The organism is Clostridium sp. (genome assembly GCF_029267215.1).
Taxonomy (GTDB): domain Bacteria; phylum Bacillota; class Clostridia; order Clostridiales; family Clostridiaceae; genus Sarcina.
The window spans coordinates 25,941-50,978 of record NZ_JARIDH010000026.1; the positions used below are offsets into that span (position 1 = coordinate 25,941).

The following is a 25,038-nucleotide window of genomic DNA, read 5'->3' on the forward strand; positions in this document are numbered from 1 at the left end:
TTAAGTTTACAAACTTATTAGCTTGCCATACTTTTAGTCTTCATTTCTCTCTCTTTTTTAAGAGCTTTAAGTCTTTTTTCTTCTCCTATTGCTACAACTAGAAGTAATATAACCCCTATTATAAGTGCTCCATAAAATACTACGAAAACGTCATTCCAACCATGTAGGTTGAATCCAAATAATGTGATACCAGTTGATTTAGGGTCGGCTATTTTTGCAAGTGCAACCTTAGCTGTTGAATCTCCAAATAAGTATCCAAATGTTCCACTTAATCCATTAGTTACTGTGGTTGCTTTCTTAGGGGAGAATCCAACAATAGATATACCAATTAAAAGTTGTGGTCCAAATATTAATGCTCCTAAGAAAAATAATGATGTATTTACCATTACAACACTAGTTGCATATCTATATCCAAGCACAGCGAAGGCTGTTATTCCTAAACAAAAAGCTGCAAGAATAGCTCTTCTTCCTTTTAATAGGTCTGATACATATCCCCAAGTCATACTTCCTAAAAGTGCTCCCATTTCAAAATAGAATATTGTATCAACTGCATCTGTCATATTAAATCCTAAATGTTCTGTAACATAAAGTGGTGCCCAGTTATCTATACCTATACGTACTATATAAACAAAAACGTTAGCTACACAAAGTATCCAAATCCATGGATTTTTTAAAACATATTTTTTAAATATTTCAAATTTACTCATAGATTCACTTTCTATATTATCATTTGCTACTGGCTCGTCGAATATTTCCTCAACTCTATTCCATCCTAATTCTTCTGGTTCATCTTTACCAAAGAACATAAATCCTATTCCAACAAAAAGTGTTATAATTGCTGGAAATATAAACATTCCTGCAACATTTCCATGGAAGAAAGTGTTAGCTCCCCATAATGCTAAGATTCCAGCAATTGCTCCACCTATATTGTGAGACATATTCCAAAATCCTAAGTATCTACCTCTTTTAATAGTTGGTGTCCATCTTGATATTGTTGAATATGCTGAAGGACCACCTGGTGCTTGGAAGAATCCACTTAATCCCCATAATAATAATATAATTCCTGAAGGTTGTTTTCCATGTAATAATAAAAGTCCTATTATTAATACCATAGTAGCAGACATTGCTAGTAAAAATGAAACTATACGTTTTGCATTTCTACCATCAATAAGGTATCCTAATAAAGTTTTACCTATGGCATATGTAATTGAAAATCCAAATCCTATATATCCAAGTTCAGATGTAGTATATCCTAATTGCTCTTTTAAAAGTGGTTGAGCTGCTTTGAAGTTATTTCTTATTAAATACATACAAGCATAAACTACAAAAACTACTAAAAAAGCTTTTAGGAATTCCTTAAACCAGCTTTTTCTTTGTTGTTCCATAGGAACAGTGGCTGGTTTCTTTTTAAGTGCAAAAAAGTTACCTATTGCATTCATTATTATTCCTCCTGTTTAATTTTTTCGATCTGTTAAGTTAAATAAACATATAATCAATTTTAAAAACTATTAAACGTTTTCTAAATCAGATTACTATTAAAGTATAAAACAGAATATAAACAAAACAATCTCTTAAATGTTTCATAAATGTAACATTTAAGAGATTGTTGTTTTTCCATATATATATTTTTTTATTTTTGTTTTAAAGCATTTTTTACTATTGACTTATAACCTGAATATGTTGCGTAAAAATATCCACCATATACAATTACCATTATTAATACAGTTATTAAAGATGAACTAACTATATCTACTTTATTAATTTTTGATACAAACTCATTAATAACTTTTATTGCTACCACTGAATGAACTAAAGCAATAACTAAAGGTAATCCAAAGTATATACTTACTTGAGTAAATATTGATTTATTTATCATTTTCTGAGGAACACCAATTCTTCTTAAAGATTTGTATCTTTCAACACTATCACTACCATCTGATAATTGTTGAAGAGCTAATACTGCTGTACTTGATATTAGGAATATTATTCCTAAGTATATAACTAAGAACAAAATTAAACTAGACATAACATTACTTTTCTCATATATCATTGATCTAGTATATCCACTTACATAGCCAATTTTTTCTGTATCTAGCTTACCTGATATATATTTTTCAAATATATTTTCTACCCTTTCATTTTCAACCTTTTTATCTTTACCATAGTTTATATTAACTTTACTTGATATTTTTTCTAAGTTAGTAACCACATTATCTGGAACTATTAAAGTTAAATCATTACTTTTCATACCTGAACTTTCAAGAGATCCTGTAATAACTTTATCTTTTCCAATTAGACTAGAATTAGCAACTTTATATTTTTTATTATTTATAGTTATCTCACTTTTTTTCTCTACTATAGATTTTAAAACTGGTATCACCTTATCAGAATTACTAGAAAGTAAAATTTCATTATTATTTAAATTAATTTCCTTTTCACCTTTTAAATTTCTAATTTTATTATATGAAGTTATATCTATTGTAGTTATACCATATCTATGCCCTGAATTTTTATTAACCTTCTTTGTGTCATTAATATTATCATTAAATACATTATAAAAATCTGTATCTTTTAGTTCGTATTCATTATAATATACAACTTTATCACTAGAATTAAATTTAAAGCCTGCTAAATTTAAAGATTCCTTAACACTCGTTACCTTACTATTATTATCTATATATAATGTAGCTGAAGCATCAAAAGGAGTTGTTTCTTCTAAATCGCTTGATAATGCATTTTTAAAACTTAAACCAGTTGATAATACACTTATTGTCAAAAATAACATAAGACATATTACAGTCATAGATACAAAGTTTGTATTTATTTTATTATTTATTTGTCTTAATACAAAGACATTTAAGTTTTTTAAATAAATATTTTTATTTTTTTGAACCATATAAAGAGTAAATCCTGCTAAACTAAATATTAATAGCAACGTTCCTAATATACCTAAAATAATTGTAACCCAAAAAGTTTTTAAATCAGGTCTTAACCCTATTTTTATAACTACAAAATAAGCTGCTGCTAAAAGAATTAAAGACATTAAAAATATAGAAAATATTATGATAGGATTTTTAACCTTAATATTTTCACTTTTCTTATTAGCATTTAACATATCTATAAGTTTATATTTTGAAATTACAATTGAGTTAAAAATCATTACTAAAACAAATATTATTCCAAAATATTCCATAGTCTTAACCATAGCCCCCATAGAGAATAAGAATTTATAGTTACTTAAAGGAATTTCAAATAATTTTGCTGAAAAAGCTGATATACCTTGTGAAACAATTATTCCAATTCCAAGTCCAACAAGTAAAGAGATAATTCCAACTAAAATTGTTTCATATGTAAGTATTTTCGAAATTTTATTTTTTCCCATACCTAAAGTCATATAAAGACCTAATTCTTTTTTACGCTTTTTAACTAGAAAGTTATTAGCATAAACTATTAGTCCTCCTAAAATAAATGATATGAAAACTGACACTCCAGATATAATGCTTTGTAAAAACTTAATATATTCAGCTTGATTTTTTCCCATTTCAAGAAATGCTTTTTGATCTCCTATAGAATTAAAAGCATAGAATATACATACGCCTAATGTAAGTGTAAGAAAGTAAATTGAATAATCCTTAAAGCTTTTTCTAACATTACCTAATGCAATTTTAAAATACATCCCTATTATCACCTCCAAGAAGTGTTATAACTTCAATTATTCTATCAAAAAATTCTTTTCTTGAATCTGTTCCCCTTATTAACTCATTAAATATTTTCCCATCCTTTATAAATAAGATTCTATGTGCATAACTTGCTGTAAAGGCATCATGAGTAACCATAAGTATTGTCGCTTCTAATTCTTTGTTTAATTTTTCAAAAGAATCTAAAAGCATCCTAGCTGCCTTTGAATCTAAAGCCCCAGTTGGTTCGTCTGCTAATATTAAGGCTGGATTTGTAACTATGGCCCTGGCAGATGCTACCCTTTGCTTTTGTCCTCCTGATATTTGATATGGAAATTTATTCAATATCTCTTTGATCCCTAAATTATCAGCAACTTTATTTATAAGTTTATCTATCTCACTTGCTTTTCTTCCTTGAATTGTTAAAGCTAAAGCTATATTTTCATAAGCTGTTAAAGTATCTAAAAGATTAAAATCTTGAAATATAAATCCAAGTTCATCTCTTCTAAACTTCTCTAAATTCTTAGATTTAAGCTTTGTTATATCTTGTTCATTAATTATAATATTCCCTGTTGTAACAGTATCAATTGTTGATATACAATTTAATAATGTTGTCTTTCCACTTCCAGAGGGACCCATAATCCCAACAAACTCTCCCTTACCAACCTTAAAACTAATATTATCAATTGCTTTTGTTATATTATCCTTATTTCCATAATATTTTTCTATATTTTCAACATTTAAAACATTTTTCATATCTTGTTCCTCCTCTTTTCATCTTACAAACTTATTTTATCCCCAATATTAAATTTCACATATTTATTTATCTTTCACTTATATTACAAATTTGTAAGATTAAAAGCATTTTATTATTTATCTCTGTTTTAGTTTAGTATTAATTTAAAGAAAAAACTAATTTATTTAAATAATAATATAAAAAAACTAGATTTATAATCTTAAAACCTATATAAATAGGGCTTAATCTTATAAATCTAGTTTATTATGTAATAAATATTAATAAATTTATTTATTTAGCTAATAAAGCATTTCCTATTGGAAATATTAAATTAACTTCCGTTCCATTATTCTCTTTTGAATAAAGTTTTAATCCAAGCCCTAATTTATCACAAAGTTTTTTACAAAGATAAAGTCCTATCCCTGTTGATTTTGAAAACTTTCTTCCATTATCTCCTGTAAATCCTTTTTCAAAAACTCTTCCTAAATCCTTTTTTGCTATTCCTACTCCATTATCTTTTATGTTTAAAATTATACTATTTTTATTTTTAAAACTTGAAATGCTTATCTTTCCCCCTACTTTAGTATATTTTATAGCATTATTTAAAATTTGACCAATTATAAACTCAACCCATTTTTCATCACTATAAGCTAAATAATTTAAATCACCTAATTCTAAAGATATTCTTTTATTTATAAAATCCCTAGAATTTCTCTTCACTACATTCTTAATGGATTTTTCTAAAGAAAATTCTCTTATTAAATAATCTTTGCTCACATCATTACTTCGTGCATAATATAATACTTGATCTATATATTCTTCAATTTTTTTAATCTCTCTTTTAATACTAAATGTAATTTCACTTTCATTATTTTCTAGTATTAGATTTATTGATGATATAGGCGTCTTTATTTCATGAACCCATGTTTCTATGTATTCTCTGTACTCTTTTTCTTTCATTTTATATGTTTTAACATGCTCATGCATATCCTTATCAGTTTCCTTTAAAACTTCATAAAGAAATTCTCCATTATAAAAGTTTGGCTCATCTATAAGTTCTGGCAGTAAATACTTTCTATCTAATCCATCTAAAACAGAAATTATATTATCATAGTATTTTTTGCTTTTAAAAAAATCTAATATTATATAAAAAGTAATAGGGAAAAACCATATACACCCAACTAGAAATATTATTAAACTTCCAACTTTACCCAAATGTAAAATTTCAGATATTGTTATAAATATGATTAAATTAACTGTTAAAAATAAAAACTTATCTTTAAAATATTCTTTTATTTTCATGGAATTATATACCCCAATCCTCTTTTAGTTTCTATAACTTCTTTCATACCAACTTCCTCAAGCTTCTTTCTAAGTCTAGTCATATTAACAGATAGAGTATTATCATCTACAAAAATATCTGAATTCCACATATAATCCATTAAATCTTCCCTAGAAACAATCTTTCCTCTACTCTTTAAAAGACAAACTAATATTTTAAATTCATTTTTAGTAAGTTCCTCTTCTTTTTCTTTACAGGAAATTTTTCCATTAGATAGATTAAGTTTTAAATCATCATAAGTTAAAATATCCTGATCTGATAAAGAATATGTTCTTCTTAAAATAGAACCTATTCTAGCTAATAAAACTTGAGTATTATAAGGTTTTGTTATAAAATCATCAGCGCCTAAATTCATGCTCATGATTTCATCCATATCACTATCTCTACTTGTAACTATTATTATAGGCACATTTGAATATTTTCTAATCTCTCTACAAATATGATACCCATCAAAATAAGGAAGATTTATATCTAAAAGTATTAAATCGGCATTGTTTTCTTTTATGAAGTCTAATATATTTTCAAAATCAGTTGGCGCCAAAACTCCATATCCATATCTTTCTAAAAGTTTTGTAAGCTCTTCTCTTATAGTTTCTGTATCCTCAATAATAAGAATTCTCTTCATTTAAAATCAACTCCTATTTATTATTTAATTCTCTTTAAGTTTAGAATACCATAATAAACAGCAATTTAAAACTTGACAAAATTCTGTATTCTTTTCTAACTTATGTAATCTAATTTAAAGCTACATATATTTTATACACTTTAACTCTATAAATTAAGAAAGCTATACTTCCTTTCATTATATTAGATAAAGCTATACTAAACCACACTCCATTTATTCCAAAAAATTCAACTAAAATTAATGCCATAGGAATTCTCATAATAGTAAATGTTATGCTTATTATTGAAGGAATCTTTGGAAGTCCCAATCCTGAGAACACTCCATTTGATATCATCTCACAACTACTGAATATCTGAACCATCCCTAAAACCCTTAAATAACTCACTCCAATTTCAATTGTTGATTGATCCTTAACAAAAATACCCACTAATTGATTTGGAATAAAAATAAATAAAGAGGATATTAAAAGTGAATAGATTCCGCCTAAAAGCAAAGCTGTCTTATATCCATCATTAACTCTCTTAAACTTCTTAGCTCCAAAGTTTTGCCCTGTAAATCCTGAAATTGCTCCATTTAAACCTCCAATTACCATAAAACTTACAGACTCTATTTGAAGTCCTATCTTCTGAGCCGCAATTGCATCTGCTCCAAAACTTGCTATTATTCTAGCTAAAATTATATTAACCACTGTAAATAAAATTCTTTGTGAAGCCATTGGAAAACCAAGTCTTGCAATCTCTTTTATTTTTTCAAAATCTAATTTTCTCTTTAAATCAATCTTAAATAATTCCTTTCCATTATATAAATATAAACAAAATATAACCACATTAGAAATCAATGTAGCAAAAGCTGCCCCAAATACCCCTAATTTAAATACATAAATAAGTATTGGATCTAAAATTATATTTATAATGATACCTATTGCACTAATTTTTAATGCTAATTTATTATTCCCAAAACTAGCCAAAATTCTAATAAACATATAATTAAAGAAAGTAAAAAATAAAACTGGTGCACTTACTGCTAAATATATATATGAATCTCTATAAACAACCTTATCATGTATATTTAAAAATCCAATAAAATATTTACCAAATAAAACAAGAATTATTGCATAAACAATTCCTATTATAAAATTCATAAAAAGCCCACTTTTTATGTATTCATAAGTAGCATCATCATTTTTTCTACCTACTTCATGAGAAACCTTTATTCCCGTTCCAGTTACAACTAAGGCATTTATTGAATATCCAAGTCCTAAAAAGAAACTTGAGGAACCAATACTTGCAACAGCACTGCTACCAAGGCCACCAACCCAGAACATATCAATAAGTCCATAAGCAAATTGAAGTAGAGAACTTCCCATAATAGGTAAAGCTAGGTTTGTAAGTACCAAAAGAACCTTTCCTTTTGTTAAATCTATCTTCTTCATACAATTTTCTCCTATAAACATATAAGCTTTTCATTAAGTTAATGTTTATTTTATATAGCCCTTAAGACCTAATTAATTTCACAGAGAGTTTCTATTGAATATTCCAAGAATAATAGCTAAGGATTAAGTGAAAGTCCAAATTTTTAATTTGGCATCTTGAACTTATGCAATGGAACTTTAGTGAATTTGTATTCCTTAAAAATAAAGGTCAAACAACTTCTCTTCTTAACGATATTATTATTCCATATTCAATGAAACTCTAAACTGCTTATTAAGATAGCCTTACAGTTCTATCTAAAATAAACACTAATAAAAGACTATATACTCTTTAAATCTTATTAAAATTTAAAAATCCAATTAAATTTTTCCACTTTTTATGCGTTCAACTAAATTTTCAACTTTTTCTTTTATTTTATCTCTTGTATATATAAACTCCTCATCACTTTTTCCACTTGGATCATCTAACCCCCAGTCTTCTCTATATTTACAAGGTAGTGTTGGGCACTGAACATTGCATCCCATAGTTATTAAAATATCAACCTCTGGAATTTCATTTAAAAGTTTAGGTTTTTGAGTTAATTCCATATCAACTCCAATTTCTTTCATTATTCTAACAGCATCTTGATTTATTTTATCTCTTTTTTCAGTACCTGCTGAATAACTCTCAAAAATATTTAATCCCAACAACTTTCCAAAGGCCTCAGCCATCTGTGATCTACAAGAGTTATGCACACATACAAATGCAACTTTTTTCATAATTAAAATCCTCCTAATTTCCTATCCCACTTCATAAAATATTATTTCCCATTAGTTATTAACTCCATAAAAGAAATAACAACTTTATTTGCTTCATTTAAATTTAAACTATAATAACTCCAAGTTCCTTCTCTTCTGCAACTAACTAACCCACACTCACTTAAAATCTTCATATGATGTGATAATGTTGATTGTGAAATATCGAAACTCTTCAATATTTCACAGACACATTTTTCTCCACTTGATAATAAATTTATTATCATCAATCTGTTAGAATCAGCTAAAGCCTTGAAAACCTTTGAACTTTTCTCAAATATATCTTCCATAATCAAATTCACACTCCAACTTAAAATCAAACTTTATACACTCATTATATTTATATAAATTGATATTTGTCAATATAACCTCTGCATGATACATATAAAAACCATTGAACAATATATTAAAACTTTCATCCCCAAACTAAATAATTATAAAAACTTAAAAAGGTTAGGTAAAAATTTCACCTAACCTCTTAAACTTTTATTTAAACTTATATAATTTTAGAATAACTGGAAATTAAAGAAATAATTAGACTACTATTTCGTAACAACCTAATAGACTCAATAAACACAAATAGACTATGTTAAAAATACGTTTTAGCAAAGTTTCTTATATTTTTAAGTTTTATTTTCCTTTAGAAATTCTTAAAAGTTCTTTTATGTATTCTTTTTTCATATATGGTAATTCTATTTCTTCTGATACTTCACTATAATAATCAATGGTTATTTTTCCTACACCATTTCTAACTTGTATTGGATTTGTTTTGAATAAGACTGCTTGTATATCTTTTCCTTTTAAAATATAAATTGTTTTAAAAAAACCACCCTTTATTGCTTTAACCAGTTTTTCTCCAAATTTTAATCCTAAATTTCTTCCTTTTAAAATAGCATTAGGTATTATTACAATACTTATTAAATTTATCATGAAAATCCAGCTAATCTTGAAGATTAAATAAGCTATTACAGATATTATAAATACAATTAAACAAGGTTTAATTACCATAACTAGCTTTCCACAATTTATTCTATTAACCTCTTCATCAAAAACCCATTCTGGCGTAAATTCCTTTAAAATATCTTGAGTTTCTTCCTTAGATGCTATGGGATACATTATTATCTTTTCATTTCCACTTCCAGAATAACCTTTTATAACTACGTTTATCTCACACCTTTTTAAAAGCTGCCTTAATGGATTTGATTTTATTTTTATTAATTTTATATTATTTTCTTTAAATGAAAACTCCTTAGTACTGAAAAAACCATAATTAATCTTTATATTATCCCTTTCTTTCCTTAAAGTAAAATTATAATACTTAATAAAATAATATATACTAACGATCACCTTTAATGTAATTAATAAAATTAAAGCCCCTATAATTATTAAAACTAAAGAAAATCCATTTAATATATTTTCAATATCTCCTCCAAAGAAATTATTTAAATAATCTTCACTTATAAAATTTTTCATCTTATTTCTAAAATTCTCTAAAAAAACTATTGCTACAAATAAATTAAAGCTAGTAAATCCATAAAGAATTAATTCCTTAGTACTTACTTTTTTCTCTTTTAAAACACAATCTTTATCTTTCCCTTTATTTAAAGAATCAACTTCATTTAAATTTGAAGACATGTGACTAATTTGGCTACTTTTCTCATCCTGACTATTATATTCATCATATACTTTTAGTTGGCTCCTACCTTCTTCAGTATTTATTTTATTAATAGTTTCTAAATTAATTTCATTGTTTAATTTATTCTTTTCTCCTAAAGCAAAGTTCTTTAACAATTTTATTTGTTCATCATTTAGTAGTAATTCTATATCTTCAATTTCTAATTTCTTTGAGGGACTCTCTATTTTAACCTTTTTATACCCTAAAATTTTCTCTATTAAATTTTGAGATAAATCCATTGATTTAAAGCTTTTTTCTGGTATTATTAATATTTCTTTTGAAAGTACTCCTCTGTAATATCTAGCTTCATTTTCCTCTAAAACCAAATACTCATAATTCCACTTTAATATTACATATAATATTTCTAAAGTTATAATCAAAAAGACTACTAATAAAAACCATCTTTTAAAAAAAGCTATTCCTACTAACAAGAAAGCTAAATTGCTTATTATTGATTTAACAGTAATATAGGTTGTCCCCTTCCAATTATTTTTTATCTTTTTATAGTTAGATTTTAAGCTTTTCTCTTCATAATTAGATTGATTCTCTTTAATTTTTAATTTTTCACTCATAATTATTTATAAAGCTCCTCTCTAACATTTTCATTTATTTTCTTCCTTAAAAATTCTCTTATTTTTTCAACTTCTTCCTTATCAATATTAGGTATTGTGTAACTTCCACCTGCTGTACCAATTTCAATATCAGCTAAATTAAATCTTCTGTTTATTGGCCCCTCTGATAAATTTATATTTTGAATTCTTACTATGGGTATTGTTACATTATTCTTAAAGAAAATACCTTCATTAAAGAATATTTCTTCTTCAGTTATTCTGTAGCTCCATTGCTTATATTCAAAAAAAGGTTCAATATAAGCGCTTATAAAAGTTAATCCAATTATAATAAAACTAATTGAATTTACCCAAGTCATATGATTTTTCATAATATAATCAATCCAACCAATTTCAAGCTTAGGTAAGATAAATATTATTCCTAAATAAATAGCTATTAAAACCACTAACCCAATAGTTCTCCCTAAAATCCATGACTTAATAGCTTTACTACTAAGTTTCTTATCCACTTTCATCCCCCATTCAAAAATTTATTAATTATTCCTTACATTACCATATCAATTATCAATATTCAATTAACTCCTTTAATAATTAAGATAAGTTTAAGGTTTATATTCCCATACTAAAATATATATATATATTAACTATAATATTCTCTATATCATAGAACCATAATTACCTATACATAATACTTAGCTTGTGCATTATACATTATTTCATACTCATTTCCCTTATCTTTAATAAGTTCATCATGAGTTCCACATTGAATAAGTTCTCCCTTATGAAATACAGCTATTCTATCACAAAATTTGCAACTAGATAGTCTATGAGAAATATAAATAGTTGTTTTCTTTCCTATAAGTTCATTAAACTTACTATATATTTCATATTCAGCCTTTGGATCTAAGGCTGCTGTTGGTTCATCTAAAATTACTATTGGCGATTCTTTATATATTGCCCTTGCTATGGCTAGTTTCTGAGATTGTCCACCTGAAAATTCTATTCCATCCTTATCAAAACTCTTATAAATTGGAGTATCTATTCCCTTAGGTAATTTTTCTAAATCCTTATAAAATCCAGCTTTTTTTAAAACCTCTTCTACCCTTTTTTCATCTCCCTCTTTATTTTCTCCTAATACAATATTTTCTTTTATTGAAAAAGCCATAAGTTTATAATCTTGGAATACAACTGACAAAAGCTTCATATATTCATCATAATCATATTCATTTATATTTACTCCATTTAAAAGTATTTCTCCCTCTGTTGGCTCATAAAATCTTGCTAAAAGTTTTATAAATGTTGTTTTTCCTGCTCCATTTAACCCAACCACAGAAAGTTTTTCTCCTTCATGAATATTTATTGAAACATTCTTTAAAGTAAATTCTTTACTTCTTGGATATTTAAATGAAACATCTTTAAATTTTATATTAACCTCTTTTAAATCTTCAATATGCTTTCCATCTTTAATTTGCTTAGATTCTATTCCTTGAAACTCCATATAAGCCATAAGGTATCTACACATCTGTTTTAATGTTATATAATTTCGAAATAGGTTTGAAAATGATGTACTAAAGTTAATTGCAGCATTTGTGTACATTGTAAAATCACCTATACCTATACTCCTTACTAAAACTTTATAGGTAATATATCCATATACAACAAGCATTTGAACTTGAATAAAAATTTCATTTACCCCTTCAAACATTCCAATTTTATTAAACATCCTCCTCCATATATTCATGCTATTATTATTAAAATTTTCTATTTTACTAACTAAAAGTGGTGATATATTATAAAGTCTAACATCTTTAGCCGAACTAAAATCATTTACTGTGTCCAAATAATATTCAAACTCTCTATTTAAAGGAATTAATCCATCAAAAAACTTATGTTGTAACCTTTGTGATTTCTTATAAACCAATGAATTTAAAAGAACTATAACAATAATCATACCTATTATTACCCAGTTTAAAGTTAAGATTAAACCTGCTAATCCTATTAATTTTAAAATTTCAGTTAATCCTTTTGATAGATTGTCCACAAGTTGCCAAATAGCTCCTTGATTTCTTATAGGAAATAAAGCTCTCTCCTTTAAATTTAAGATTTCTGGGTCTTCTATATTTTCAAAATCTAAATCCATAACCTTTTTTCCTATAATTAAATCAAATCCTGCAACTATTTCTTCATTTTTAAGACTACACTTATTCTCCAAAATTCTATTTATTGCATTTAATATTCCGTTACCAATTACTGTAGCTAAAACCAAAAGAATAAGTACATTTATTCTTTTTTCACCTAATAATTCATCTATAATATATTTTGGCATTATTATATTTAAGAAAGGAACTGCCGCTGCAAATAATGAAGAAAAGACTAATATAGGTATATAGGTTTTAGATATTCCATGTGCTGTTTTTAAGAAATGTTTTATTATTACTAAATCTCTAGTATATTTATCTTTTTTCTCCATTATGCTAAAGCCTCACTTTCTTCTTTATAATACTGTGCTTGTATATTAAACATATCTTTATACTTTCCATTTTTGCTTAAAAGCTCATTATGTGTTCCATACTCAACAACTTCCCCACCTTCGAAGAAAGCTATAACATCACAAAATTTTGTACTAGCTAACCTATGTGATATATAAATTGCTGTTTTTTCTCCAATTAATTCATCAAATCCTTTATAAATATTATATTCTGCTACCGCATCTAAGGCTGATGTAGGCTCATCTAATATTACTATTTTCCCATTTTTATATAAGGCCCTTGCTAAGGCTAATTTTTGATTTTCTCCTCCAGAAAGTTCAATTCCATCTTCATCTAAAATCTTTAGAAGAGAGGTATCTATTCCTTTATGAAGTGATTTAATCTTATCTCCTACCCCTGCTTTTTCTATACACTCTAAAACTCTATCTTTATCAGTATCATGTTCATGCTTTAATGAAACATTCTCTGCTATGCTGAATGCAAAAGTTTTTATATCTTGAAATACTATTGAGAAAATTTTAAAATACTCTTCCTTAGAAAACTTATTTATATTAACTCCATTTAATAATATCTCACCACTTGTTGGTTCATAAAGTCTGCATAAAAGTTTAATAAAAGTTGTTTTTCCAGCACCATTAATTCCAACAATAGCAAGCCTTTGCCCCTTTTTTATCTTCAGTGAAAGATTTTTATAAATATATCTCTCTGTTTTTGGATATTTAAATGATACATTTTTAAATTCTATTTCATAAGAAGTATCCTCTGGAATATCTATTGGATTTTCTGTTACCTCTTCATCTTTATCCTCTAAGAATTCTCTCATGTCATCTAGATACATATTTTGTGCTTTAATATTTGCAAAATCCTCTAGTATTCCTTTCATCCACTCTCCAAATCCACTTATTGTAGCAAAATACATAGTGAAATCACCAATACTCATGGTAGAAAATAACACCCTATATATTAAATATCCATAAACAACAGCTTCTCTTATTAAAATAAGTCCTACATCTATAAGATTAACCCTTACCTCTTTTCTTCTTAAATCTCTAGAAATATCAATTCTTTCTCCTCTAAATTTTTTAAACTTATTTATTAGTATATTTTTAAGATTATATATTCTTATATCTTTTCCATATGCAAAATCATACATAGTATTAAATACATAAAAACTTCTTCTATCCTTATCTGCTACCTTTTCTTTTAGACTATACTCATATTTTTTAACCCTCAATGTTAAATAGTAACTTATTAAAACGTTTAACATTAAAAATATTAAAATAAAAGGATTTAGAAATAATAATATAGATATATATCCTAAAAATGCAGTAAGCTTACCACAAAGCCCTAAAACTAAGTGATATACTCCCTCCACTCCTCTATTATTACTTCCAACAGAAGAATAAATACTATTTATTTTATTTAAAACATCAGGATCTTCAGTATTTTTAAAATCCATTCTCATTGATTTATCACATAACATAGTAATAAAATCTAATCTAAGCTCAACAACCCTTGGAAAATATGAATTTTTAAGCCATGTAACAGTATAATTAGCAAAGGATGTCATTAAGAAAAATCCAACCAGAATTCCTAAAACCACATTAATTCTTTGTTGTCCCATAAGCTCATCAATCAAAAATTTAGGTAAGAATATCCCTAAAAATGTAACTGCAGGTGATAAAATTGTATAAACACCACATTGTAAAAATAAGATTTTATCCTTTTTCCAAGCATATCCTAAAATATACTTTAAATTACTAATAAGAGTACCCTTTTTCTTGTAACCAATCATAAATTCTCATCTCCTAATTCCCTATTTTGAAAAATATATATCCATATATGTTATTAAATTAACACCTATTAAAATTTAAATCTTAATCAAACTATATTTCATTACAGATTCTTTTACTTTATCTAAATTTATCTTGTGAATTGTTACTGCTATTTCATCTAATTCAATTTCTTTTCCTTCATTCACTAAATAATAAAAACAAACTCCTAGCTTTCTCTTTATTACTAATATCATTGCTTCTTCAATTTTTTCATACTCTCTCTTTAGTCCAAGTGCTATATTCCTAGCTTCATCTCCATTTATAAGTCCACTTAAAATAAGTTCACTATATATAAGCAAAGAAAATAAGTTTATTTCATTGTAACTTTCTTCTCTTCCTGAAAAACCTTCAAACATATTTAAAACTGTCTCTGGAACAATGTTACGTTCCACTATATAAGTTCTTTTTAAATATATATTCTTTGCCTCATTTGAAAACTTTTCTGCTAGTTCATCTAAAGAAGCTTCATCCTTAAGTTCTATTATGGTGTTAATTCTTTCTATAATCTTTTCCTTTGGAAAGAATGTTTCCTGTCCTGTTGAAACACTTTTCTTAATAAACCAATCTTCTGGAATAAGATTTTTTCTCTTCCATCTATATAACTGTCCATATGATATGTTCATTAAGGATAATAAATCTTTTTTTGATATTAGATCTTCATGCATACTTTCTCACCTACTGTGCTTTTTTCATTTTCTATATTTAGTTCTTCTGTATATTCTATTCTTTCTATATTACACCCTTTTCCTATAGTAATATTCTCACCTCTAACAATTTTACATTTAGTATTCTCTAAATGTATTTTATCACCTTCAATAATATTACATTTTAATTTTCCCTCTGAACCAATTGTTATATTGAAAAACATAATCTTTTTCTTTTTTTCTGCTTTTACATTAATCTCAGCCCCACCAATCTCTCTTATATGAGAATTTCCTTCTGGAACTATAAAAATTTTATCTGCAGCTAAAAGACCCTCCACACTTATTTCCCCAAGACTACTAAAATCTTCTCCTTCACAATCTCCTTTTATATAACAACTACCTCTAGTTATCATCTTTTCGAAACTTATATTTCCATCTATTTTACTACCTCCATTAATAATAATTTCTTTTCCTTCTACATTATTATTAAATTCAGCTGATCCACTTGTTTTTATTTCACCTTTTGAAATAACACTTCCTTGACAAGTAAAACTTCCAGATGATTTAATATTCTCTACTTCTATATTGCCTCTAAAAAACATACTTCCTGAACCTGAAACAGAATTTGCTTTTATATTTCCCAAAATATCACAAGAACCTGCTATTTTAATATTATTATATTCTCCCTCTGAAATACTTCCCGCACCTAATATTCTCATATCTTGTAAATTATTATTTTCCATTCCTCTACACACTCCTTTTAATAAATTTTAACCCTTTCTTTTATTAAACATCCCTCTTTAACCTTTAACTCACCTGAATATTCTACTTTATCTATAATACAATTTTTTCCTATGGTTATATTTTTCCCTCTAACTATTTTCGCATTAGTATTTTGAAGTGTTATATAATCGCCTTCAATACTTTTACAATTTAATAAAGCTTTTTGCTTGTACTTTAAAGCTCCTATTTTTATATTTTGTTTATTCCCTTCTTCTATCTTTATCTTTTCTCCCCCAATTTCATTTATAATTGAGGTTCCTGAAAGCTTAATTTCAATTTCATCTGCTGATAATAATCCACCTATTCTTATTCTTCCTTCTCCTAAAACCTTTCTTCCTTCACAATTCCCATTACATTTTATATTTCCCTTAATATCTAAAAAATCAAAAGCCATATCCCCTAAACACTTAAATGAACCACCAAGGAAAATTCTCTTTCCTTCTATATTTTTCAAAGCTTTAAAAGTTCCTGCAGTAATTATTTCCTCTTTAGACCTAATATTTCCAGCCACCTTAAATTTACCTGCTGTACTTAAATAACTTACATTAATATTTTTCAAAGCCTTAGTATATCCCGCTAAATCTATTGAATTAGCTTTTACCTCACCAGTTATCTTTCCGTATCCAGCCATTTCTATATGATTATACTCTCCACCATTAACTTTACACCTACCTGATAATCTCATATCATTTGACATTATTTCATCGCCTTCCTCATATCGTAACATTATTACAATTCTTTTCAAGTAAAAACAATTTTATTTCCCTATTCAAAGTTTTATATACTAATTTATATGATTAATTACGTAACATTGTTACGTAATTTTCTAAAAAACAGTAACTTTCAATAACTATCTTTAATGTAGCATAAATCCCATGTTTTGTAAACATACTTTCTTTATTTTTGTATTTTTTTACAGAATAAGATGATTTAATTATTTAAATTATAATTAAATCATCTTATTCTATGTTATTTTAAGAATTCTTATGTTGCATAATTTATATAAAATTACTTTCTCTCATTTTTATACTTTATTTTTCCAACTATTTTTTCCTTTTTAATTTCCTTTAAAAAAGAAATCATCATAACTATTAAAATTATACTAAAAGGAAATGCCGTAACTATTGACATAGTTTGAAGTCCACTAAGTCCTCCACTTAAAAGTAAAGCTATTGCAATTAGTGATTGAAGTATACCCCATATTAATTTAACCTTAGTTGAAGGTTTCATTGATCCTTTAGAACTAAACATTCCAAGTACAAAGGTAGCTGAATCAGCAGATGAAACAAAGAATGTTACAATTAATATTATTGCAACAATGCTTATTATTACACCAAAAGGAAGACTTCTTAATGTCACAAATAATGTTGATGTTATATCTGTTTCAACTAATTTTGTTAAATCTAAATTTGTATTTCTTTGAAGATTTAATGCTGTTCCTCCAAATACTGAAAACCATATAAAACTAAATACTGATGGAACAAGTAATACCCCAAGAACAAACTCTCTTATTGTCCTACCTTTTGATATTCTTGCTATAAAAACACCTACGAATGGAGACCAAGCAATCCACCAAGCCCAATAAAATAAAGTCCAGTTTGAAATCCATTTTGATTCTCTAAAAGGAGTAAGGTTCAAGCTTAATTCTATTATATTTTGAAAATATCCACCTAAAGTATTAGTAAATATCTCTAAAATATTTGAAGTAGGTCCTGTTATAAAAACAAACAACATTAAAATAATGGCTATTGCTATATTTATATTACTAAGTATTTTTATTCCTTTTTCTAATCCTGTTGATGCTGAAAGCATAAATAAAACGGTAGAGGCCCCAATAATCAATATTTGATTTAGGTTATTTATAGGTAAACCAAATATATTATTTAGCCCTCCATTAATTTGAAGTGCCCCTAAACCTAGTGATGTTGCCACCCCAAAAGCAGTGGCTATTATTGCTAATATATCTATTAACTTTGCAGTCTTAGAATTTTTTCCTGCCCCTAATAAAGGTTCTAAAGTTGAACTTATTAAAAGACTTTTTCCTTTTCTAAACCTAAAATATGCAATTGTTAATCCTACTAAGGAATAAATTGCCCAAGCATGTAATCCCCAGTGAAAAAATGAATAAACCATAGCTGTGTTTGCCGCATTGGCTGTTAATGGTACAACCCCTACAGGAGGATAAACATAATGATCTAAAGGTTCTGCTACCCCCCAAAATATAAGACCAATTCCCATTCCTGCACTAAATAACATTCCAAACCAAGTTATATTTTTAAACTGAGGTTTATCATCATCTGCTCCCAGCTTCAAGTTTCCATATTTACTACAAGCAATCCAAATTATAAAAATCAATATGGTGAATGTAACTATCAAAAATAACCAGCCAAATTTATCTGTAGTAAATTTTAATGCCATATTAGCAGTACTTGCTAATCCTTCTGGTGATAATAATCCCCACAAAACAAATAATCCAATTAAAATAACAGATATATAAAATACCATAAAAAACACCCCATATTCTAAATATTCATATTTTATTTTGTTTAAATAATAGAAAAATATTCATAGGATATTTATACTTTATTTGAGGATACTATTAATAGACCTCTTACTTCTTTTAGTTAAGTGTCCTTCCCTTTTTAATTCAAATAAAAAATGTATCATACTAAATAAAAATTAGTATGATACATTTTTCTTTTAGGTTCTGTTTTAATAATTACTCATAAAATTTTGAGGCAATTTATTAATTAAATAAAAGCAACATAATACTACTAAAGCTGTTATATAGTAAAAAACTTTATAGTTTAATAAACTAAATTTTAATATATTAAAAACTCCTAATAATATAGTTACTAAATATGGCCACATAGAAATTAAGCTTATTAATAAAAAATCAACTATTGATAAATTTTCACTTCCTAAGCTAGTAAACCATATCAGAGAATAATTTAGGGCTAAAATAAAATACAAAAACATTATTATACTAATTAAAACTGTAATTATATTTTTATTCTTAAAAAAACTCATTAATAAATGCCCCCTCCTAAAAAATAGCCCCTATTAATTCTAACTTTTAGGATTTCATAGGGGCTACATATTTCTATTTTACTTCAATAACAACCTCTTTTTCAAAGTACATACTCTTAACTTTTATTTTGCAAGTTCCTGCCTTTTCATGAGTTCTTACCCAGAATGCAGTAGATCCACCTGATATACCAAATTTACTAGGTCCTAGTATGCTTATTGGTCCATCTATTTCAACTTCAACTAAATCATTATTGAAGAACATAACTTCTCCCATATTATCTAAAAGCTTAACAACTACTCTTGTTGCATCATAGCTTGATTTATTTAATGAAAGTTCAAAATCATCTGGAATTACACAAAGTTTATCCATCCATCTTAATTCTCCAATATCTTTTGAAGCTACTTCCTTATGATTTATGAAACCTTTAATACATAGAGAGTTTTCCTTATCTCCCCATCCACCAGCTATTCTATAAATTATAGACATTATTTTAAATACTGGTGCACCAACTCTATTACTAAAATCTTCTATATATTTATAGTCCTCTTCAGTAAAATTTGTTAAATTAGCATTTTCCATCTTATTTAATGCAAATTTTCTTAATTCATCCTTATCCTCATCTTTAAGTTTTAGATTAGAATCCATTTCTAAAATATGAGTAACCTCTATTGGAGGATGAGGTAAATTAGGGAATTTTTCTTTATTTGGATAGTAGGTATCTATATAAATTTCATCTTTAAAGACTTTTATATAATCACAATTTGTAAGAACTGAGAAAGGAAGTATAGCTCCCCCATCTCTTTCACCTTTTGCACCTAATGAAATTGGTTCTAATATAATACCTTTTTCTGCCTCCTTTTGACTTCCATAAGAATATGCAGCATATTTAGGATTTCTAAACATATCAGAAACTCCATGATAACAAATCTTATCACTTGAACCAAAAGTACTATGAGTATTATAATCAAAAGCACACCATCCAATAGCACCGCTTACTTCATCTAATCCAAAAGCTTCATTTATAACTCTTAAATGTCTATAAGCATGTTCAACCCTCTTACACTCTTGATCAAAAGTCTTAGTTGGATACATATGTCCATTATACTCTGTTACTAAGTAAGGTACTTTTTTAGGTTGTCCAGTAACTTCTGATTGAGTTCTTAATACCTTTTCTCCTCCATTATGGATAAAGTCATTCATGGTATAAACATCCTCTATGAAATCACTACCTGTTAAATATCTCACTCCCCCTGTTTGTCTTACTGGATCTAAACTCTTAGCCATCTTATTAGTTTTTGTGTAGAATTCATGACTATCACCAGACTCATTAATTCTAACCCCCCATAAAATTATAGATGGTCTATTATAATCTCTCTTTACCATTTCTTCTACATTTTTAATAGCTATTTCTTGCCAAGCTTCATCACCTATATGCTGCCATCCTGGAATCTCTTCAAAAACTAACAATCCAATCTCATCACATCTTTTTAAAAAATGTACTGATTGAGGATAGTGAGAAGTTCTTACTATATTAAGTCCTAATTCATACTTTAATATATCAGCATCCTTCCTTTGAACTCTCTCTGGCATTGCATATCCTACATATGGATAAGCTTGATGACGATTTAATCCTATAAGCTTTAATCTTCTTCCATTTAAATAGAATCCATCCCCTTTAAATTCAGCCTCTCTAAATCCAAATGTATCCTTGTATTCATCTATTATTCCTAATTCATTTATAAGTTTAACTTTAATTTCATAAAGCTTAGGATTATCTATGTCCCAAAGCTCTATGCTGCTTAATTCACCTATTTCTATCTTCTTTAAATTTTCTCCACCATTTATTGGTAAAGTCATTCTTAAAACATTGTCAAAAGTATCATCACCAAATTCCACTAATATATCAATATCTTTTCTCTCTTCATAAAAATTATTAATTTCAATATCAAGTTGTAATCTTTTTTCAGGTTTTAAACAGTCATATGCTCTTGCATATATATTATTTATATAGACAGGTTCAACTATTCTTAAGGAAACTTCTCTATATATTCCACCATAAGTTAAATAATCAACAACATATCCATGAGGAGGTATATCCCCTCTTTCTGTTGAATCAACAACAACCTTTAACAAATTTTTCTCTCCAATTTTTAGAGTTTCTGTTATATCAATAGAAAAATTAGTATAGCCACCTTTATGAGAGCCAACATAGACCCCATTCATGTAAACTTCACAAGCCATCATAACACCTTCAAAGTCTACAAATACTCGCTTTCCTTTAACCTCTTCGCCAAAAGTTAATGTCTTAAAATAGGTAGAAACAAATTGGTACTCTTTTTCATTAAAATAGTTGTATGGAAGCATTTTATTTGTATGTGGTAAATCTACACTTTCAAACCTACTAAAATCAAAACTATTCTCTAAATACTCTTCCTTGTAATCATTTGCATAAAACCATTTATTATTAAGATGTGAAACTTTTCTCATAAATTACCTCCTAATCTTTCAATTAACTAAATATATTATAAGTAAATTATTTCCATCTTAATTATACACTCTTTTATTATGAACTTTCTTTTAAATTTAACTTACTTCATATTAAATCACCTATTTTTTTATTAAATGTATACAAATTTAACATTTATATCAAATATATATTTATTTTAAAACTTTAAAAGTAAACTTATTTTTCTATTCATTCATAGTGATTTTACCTCTTGATAAAGTTAGCACGCCTTCTTTTTCAAGCCTCTTCAATTTTCTACTTATAACCTCTCTAGAAGAACCTATTTCCTTAGCTATCTCTTTGTGAGTTATATATATATTCTTACTATTTTTTCCATTCAAAAAGTTCATTAATCTACTATCTAAAGATTCATGAATTATATCCTCATTTTTATCTATAATTCTATTAAATTTTGAATATAAATCCTTATATAAGAATTTAATAAAATCTATATCATTAAATAAAAATAACTTTACAACTTCAGCTGGAACTATAAATATATCTGAATCATAAAGAGCATAAGCTTCAATATTAAGCGGTAGACAATTCATAAAACAACCTAAAGCCTCATGACATAACTCCCCTCTTTTTATTGTATATAAACTTGTTTCATCTCCATCTTCATTTATTCTTTGTATTTTAAGCTCTCCCTTAATTACAAAAGGAACTCCAGCACAAACTTTTTCCTCACCAGTTTTTATAAATTCATTGCTTTTTAATTTAACGCCTATAAGTTTTTCATCAAAAACTCCCTTGCTTTTTATATTTATATCCATTAAAAAAGGATAAGTTTCATATAAAATCTGCTTATTATTATCCAAGTAAAATACCACCTTTTCTGTTTAATTTAAAAATGAAAAAAGAGCTGTATCAAAGTATAATAATAAAAATTATTTTGATACATGCCCTTTTATTATACAATTAATTAAAGTTATATTCTGTAACTATAGGCTTTCTATCCATAGTTTTATCATTAAAATATTCATATAAAGAAATTTCTAAGAAACTACCTGTTATATTAGTTATATTATCATATCCTAGGTTTTGTAAGGCTAGTGTTGCATTGTAACTCCTTTGTCCTGATCTACAATGAACATATACTGGTATATCCTTTGGAACTTCATTAACTCTTTCTCTTAATTGACTTAAAGGAATATTTTTAGCCCCTTTTATATGTCCTCTTTCAAATTCTCCTTCTTCTCTAACATCTATAATATAAGCTCCTGATTCTACTAACTCTCTAACTTTGTCAACATTCACTTGTTTAAATGTTCCTCTTAAAAGGTTTGAACCTATATATCCTGCATAGTTTACTACATCCTTAGCTGTTGAAAATGGTGGAGCATAACAAAGTTCTAAATCTCTTAAATCATCTACTGTTGCACCAAATTTTATAGCTGTGGCAATTACATCTACCCTCTTAGTTGCATTTCCTTTTCCTATGGCCTGTGCTCCTAATATTCTTCCTGTTGGAATTTCATAAACTAATTTAAAGTGCATAACACTACTTCCTGGCATAATTCCAACCTTATCAGAAACTGCAATTCTAACTATTCCATATTGAAGCTTCATATCTAAAGCCTTAATTAAACTTTCATTTAATCCAGTTGATGCCCCATTATACTCAAATACTTTTATTGCTGATGAACCAATATACCCTTTATTTAAAACTGGTAATCCATTTATATGGTCTGCCACACTTCTAGCTTCCTTCTGAGCTGGCCCAGCCAAAGAAATCTTAGCTTTAGAATTAGTCAATGAATTGTAAACCTCAATTGCATCACCAACTGCATATATATCCTTATCAATAGTTCTATAGTTTTGGTCTACACTCAAAGCCCCTGTTTCTCCTATTTCTAAACCAGCCTTTCTTGCAAGATTAGTTTCAGGTGAAACCCCTATTGCCATAACCACAGCACAAGCTTTAATCTCTTTTCCTGATTGAAGTAAAACCTTGTTTTCACCAAATGAAGTTACTTTATCTCCAACAACTAAATTTATTCCATGGTCATATATTTCTTTATGCAAAATTTGAACCATATCATAATCAAATGGCTTTAATATTTGGTCAGTTGCTTCTATTAAGCTTACATTGTATCCTGCTTTATTTAAATTTTCAGCAGCCTCAACTCCAATATATCCCCCACCAATAACTGCAACATCTTTAATATCATTATCCTTAATAAATCTATTTAGTTTATCTATATCTACAACATTTCTTATAGTAAATACATTTACCTTATCTATCCCATCTATATTAGGAATTATTGGTTTTGCACCTGGTGATAAAACCAACTTATCATAATATTCTTCATAAATCTCTCCAGTTATTAAATCCTTTATTTTAACTAATTTATCTTCTCTATTTATTGAAATAACTTCATTATTTACTCTTGCTTCTATATTGTACTGTTTTAAAAATTTCTCTGGACTCATAAGAACAAGTCTATTAGCTTCTCCTATTGTGCCACTTAAATGATATGGAAGTGCACAGTTTGAAAATGATACATGAGGCCCTTTTTCAAACATTATAATTCTATCCTCTTCACTAAGTCTTCTAAGTCTTGCTGCAGTTGAGGCTCCTCCTGCAACTCCCCCAACTATTAAAATCTTTCTTCCCATAATTTTTTCCTCCAAACTTATATAAATTTTGCTTGATAACTATATTTTTATGTTTTAATATTTTTTTATCCATTTGTATATTAAAAAATCTTTAAATATTTTATTTAACAAAATTTTAGAGAATTCTCCCATCTATACAGGTGGTGATGCTAATCCTTATGTTAGTATTATAAATCTAAATATTTTAAATTTATGTGACTTAGTCACACAAATTAAGAACTAATATAAAATCTAAGCTTCTTTTTAATTTAATGATAAAATTTAATGAAACTTAGAATAA

General features: G+C 26.9%; 19 protein-coding genes. All 19 read right to left on the bottom strand.

Features of this window, described 5'->3' with window-relative positions; translation table 11 throughout:
• Positions 1-17 precede the first annotated feature (17 nt).
• The 19 genes from uhpT to Q1K13_RS04050 all read right to left on the bottom strand — a co-directional run bounded on the left by uhpT (position 18) and on the right by Q1K13_RS04050 (position 24,758).
• The gene (gene uhpT / locus Q1K13_RS03960) at positions 18-1,439 is read right to left on the bottom strand and encodes a hexose-6-phosphate:phosphate antiporter UhpT (protein WP_300347858.1); all 1,422 of its coding nucleotides are present in this window, start codon (positions 1,437-1,439) and stop codon (positions 18-20) included.
• A gap of 191 nt (positions 1,440-1,630) precedes the next feature.
• The gene (locus Q1K13_RS03965; protein ID WP_300347859.1) at positions 1,631-3,676 is read right to left on the bottom strand and encodes an FtsX-like permease family protein; all 2,046 of its coding nucleotides are present in this window, start codon (positions 3,674-3,676) and stop codon (positions 1,631-1,633) included.
• Entirely contained in the window at positions 3,666-4,433 is a 768-nt protein-coding gene (locus Q1K13_RS03970) for an ABC transporter ATP-binding protein (protein WP_300347860.1), read from the bottom strand. Before Q1K13_RS03970 ends, Q1K13_RS03965 begins: the two co-directional genes overlap by 11 nt.
• Positions 4,434-4,704: 271 nt before the next feature.
• The gene (locus tag Q1K13_RS03975; RefSeq protein WP_300347861.1) at positions 4,705-5,715 is read right to left on the bottom strand and encodes a sensor histidine kinase; all 1,011 of its coding nucleotides are present in this window, start codon (positions 5,713-5,715) and stop codon (positions 4,705-4,707) included.
• Entirely contained in the window at positions 5,712-6,380 is a 669-nt protein-coding gene (locus tag Q1K13_RS03980; protein WP_300347863.1) for a response regulator transcription factor, read from the bottom strand. Before Q1K13_RS03980 ends, Q1K13_RS03975 begins: the two co-directional genes overlap by 4 nt.
• Positions 6,381-6,489: 109 nt before the next feature.
• A complete protein-coding gene (locus Q1K13_RS03985; protein ID WP_300347865.1) occupies positions 6,490-7,812 on the bottom strand; it encodes an MATE family efflux transporter in 1,323 nt (440 codons plus the stop codon).
• Positions 7,813-8,169: 357 nt separating this feature from the next.
• Positions 8,170-8,568, bottom strand: coding sequence for an arsenate reductase ArsC (locus tag Q1K13_RS03990; protein WP_300347866.1), 399 nt, complete (start codon positions 8,566-8,568; stop codon positions 8,170-8,172).
• A gap of 41 nt (positions 8,569-8,609) precedes the next feature.
• Positions 8,610-8,894 (bottom strand): ArsR/SmtB family transcription factor, encoded by a 285-nt coding sequence (locus Q1K13_RS03995; protein WP_300347867.1) that lies wholly within the window; start codon positions 8,892-8,894, stop codon positions 8,610-8,612.
• A 340-nt stretch (positions 8,895-9,234) separates the two neighbouring features.
• The gene (locus Q1K13_RS04000) at positions 9,235-10,851 is read right to left on the bottom strand and encodes a PH domain-containing protein (RefSeq protein WP_300347868.1); all 1,617 of its coding nucleotides are present in this window, start codon (positions 10,849-10,851) and stop codon (positions 9,235-9,237) included.
• Between the two features lie 2 nt (positions 10,852-10,853).
• A complete protein-coding gene (locus Q1K13_RS04005; protein ID WP_300347869.1) occupies positions 10,854-11,357 on the bottom strand; it encodes a PH domain-containing protein in 504 nt (167 codons plus the stop codon).
• A gap of 170 nt (positions 11,358-11,527) precedes the next feature.
• Positions 11,528-13,318 (bottom strand): ABC transporter ATP-binding protein, encoded by a 1,791-nt coding sequence (locus tag Q1K13_RS04010; protein WP_300347870.1) that lies wholly within the window; start codon positions 13,316-13,318, stop codon positions 11,528-11,530.
• Complete coding sequence (locus Q1K13_RS04015; RefSeq protein ID WP_300347872.1) at positions 13,318-15,132, bottom strand: ABC transporter ATP-binding protein; 1,815 nt, start codon at positions 15,130-15,132, stop codon at positions 13,318-13,320. The genes Q1K13_RS04010 and Q1K13_RS04015 overlap by 1 nt, the downstream gene beginning before the upstream one ends.
• A gap of 75 nt (positions 15,133-15,207) precedes the next feature.
• A complete protein-coding gene (locus tag Q1K13_RS04020; protein WP_300347873.1) occupies positions 15,208-15,837 on the bottom strand; it encodes a DUF4004 family protein in 630 nt (209 codons plus the stop codon).
• Positions 15,822-16,559: a bactofilin family protein gene (locus tag Q1K13_RS04025; RefSeq protein ID WP_300347875.1), complete on the bottom strand. Its 738-nt coding sequence runs from the start codon at positions 16,557-16,559 to the stop codon at positions 15,822-15,824. Before Q1K13_RS04025 ends, Q1K13_RS04020 begins: the two co-directional genes overlap by 16 nt.
• 17 nt (positions 16,560-16,576) lie before the next feature.
• On the bottom strand, positions 16,577-17,326 hold the full coding sequence (locus Q1K13_RS04030; protein ID WP_300347876.1) for a hypothetical protein: 750 nt from the start codon (positions 17,324-17,326) through the stop codon (positions 16,577-16,579).
• Between the two features lie 281 nt (positions 17,327-17,607).
• Complete coding sequence (locus Q1K13_RS04035) at positions 17,608-19,104, bottom strand: glycine betaine uptake BCCT transporter (protein ID WP_300347878.1); 1,497 nt, start codon at positions 19,102-19,104, stop codon at positions 17,608-17,610.
• Between the two features lie 598 nt (positions 19,105-19,702).
• Positions 19,703-22,117, bottom strand: a complete 2,415-nt coding sequence (locus tag Q1K13_RS04040) for a glycoside hydrolase family 2 protein (protein WP_300347879.1) — start codon at positions 22,115-22,117, stop codon at positions 19,703-19,705.
• A 204-nt stretch (positions 22,118-22,321) separates the two neighbouring features.
• Complete coding sequence (locus Q1K13_RS04045; RefSeq protein ID WP_300347880.1) at positions 22,322-22,957, bottom strand: Crp/Fnr family transcriptional regulator; 636 nt, start codon at positions 22,955-22,957, stop codon at positions 22,322-22,324.
• Positions 22,958-23,057: 100 nt separating this feature from the next.
• A complete protein-coding gene (locus tag Q1K13_RS04050) occupies positions 23,058-24,758 on the bottom strand; it encodes an FAD-dependent oxidoreductase (RefSeq protein WP_300347881.1) in 1,701 nt (566 codons plus the stop codon).
• Positions 24,759-25,038: the final 280 nt, after the last annotated feature.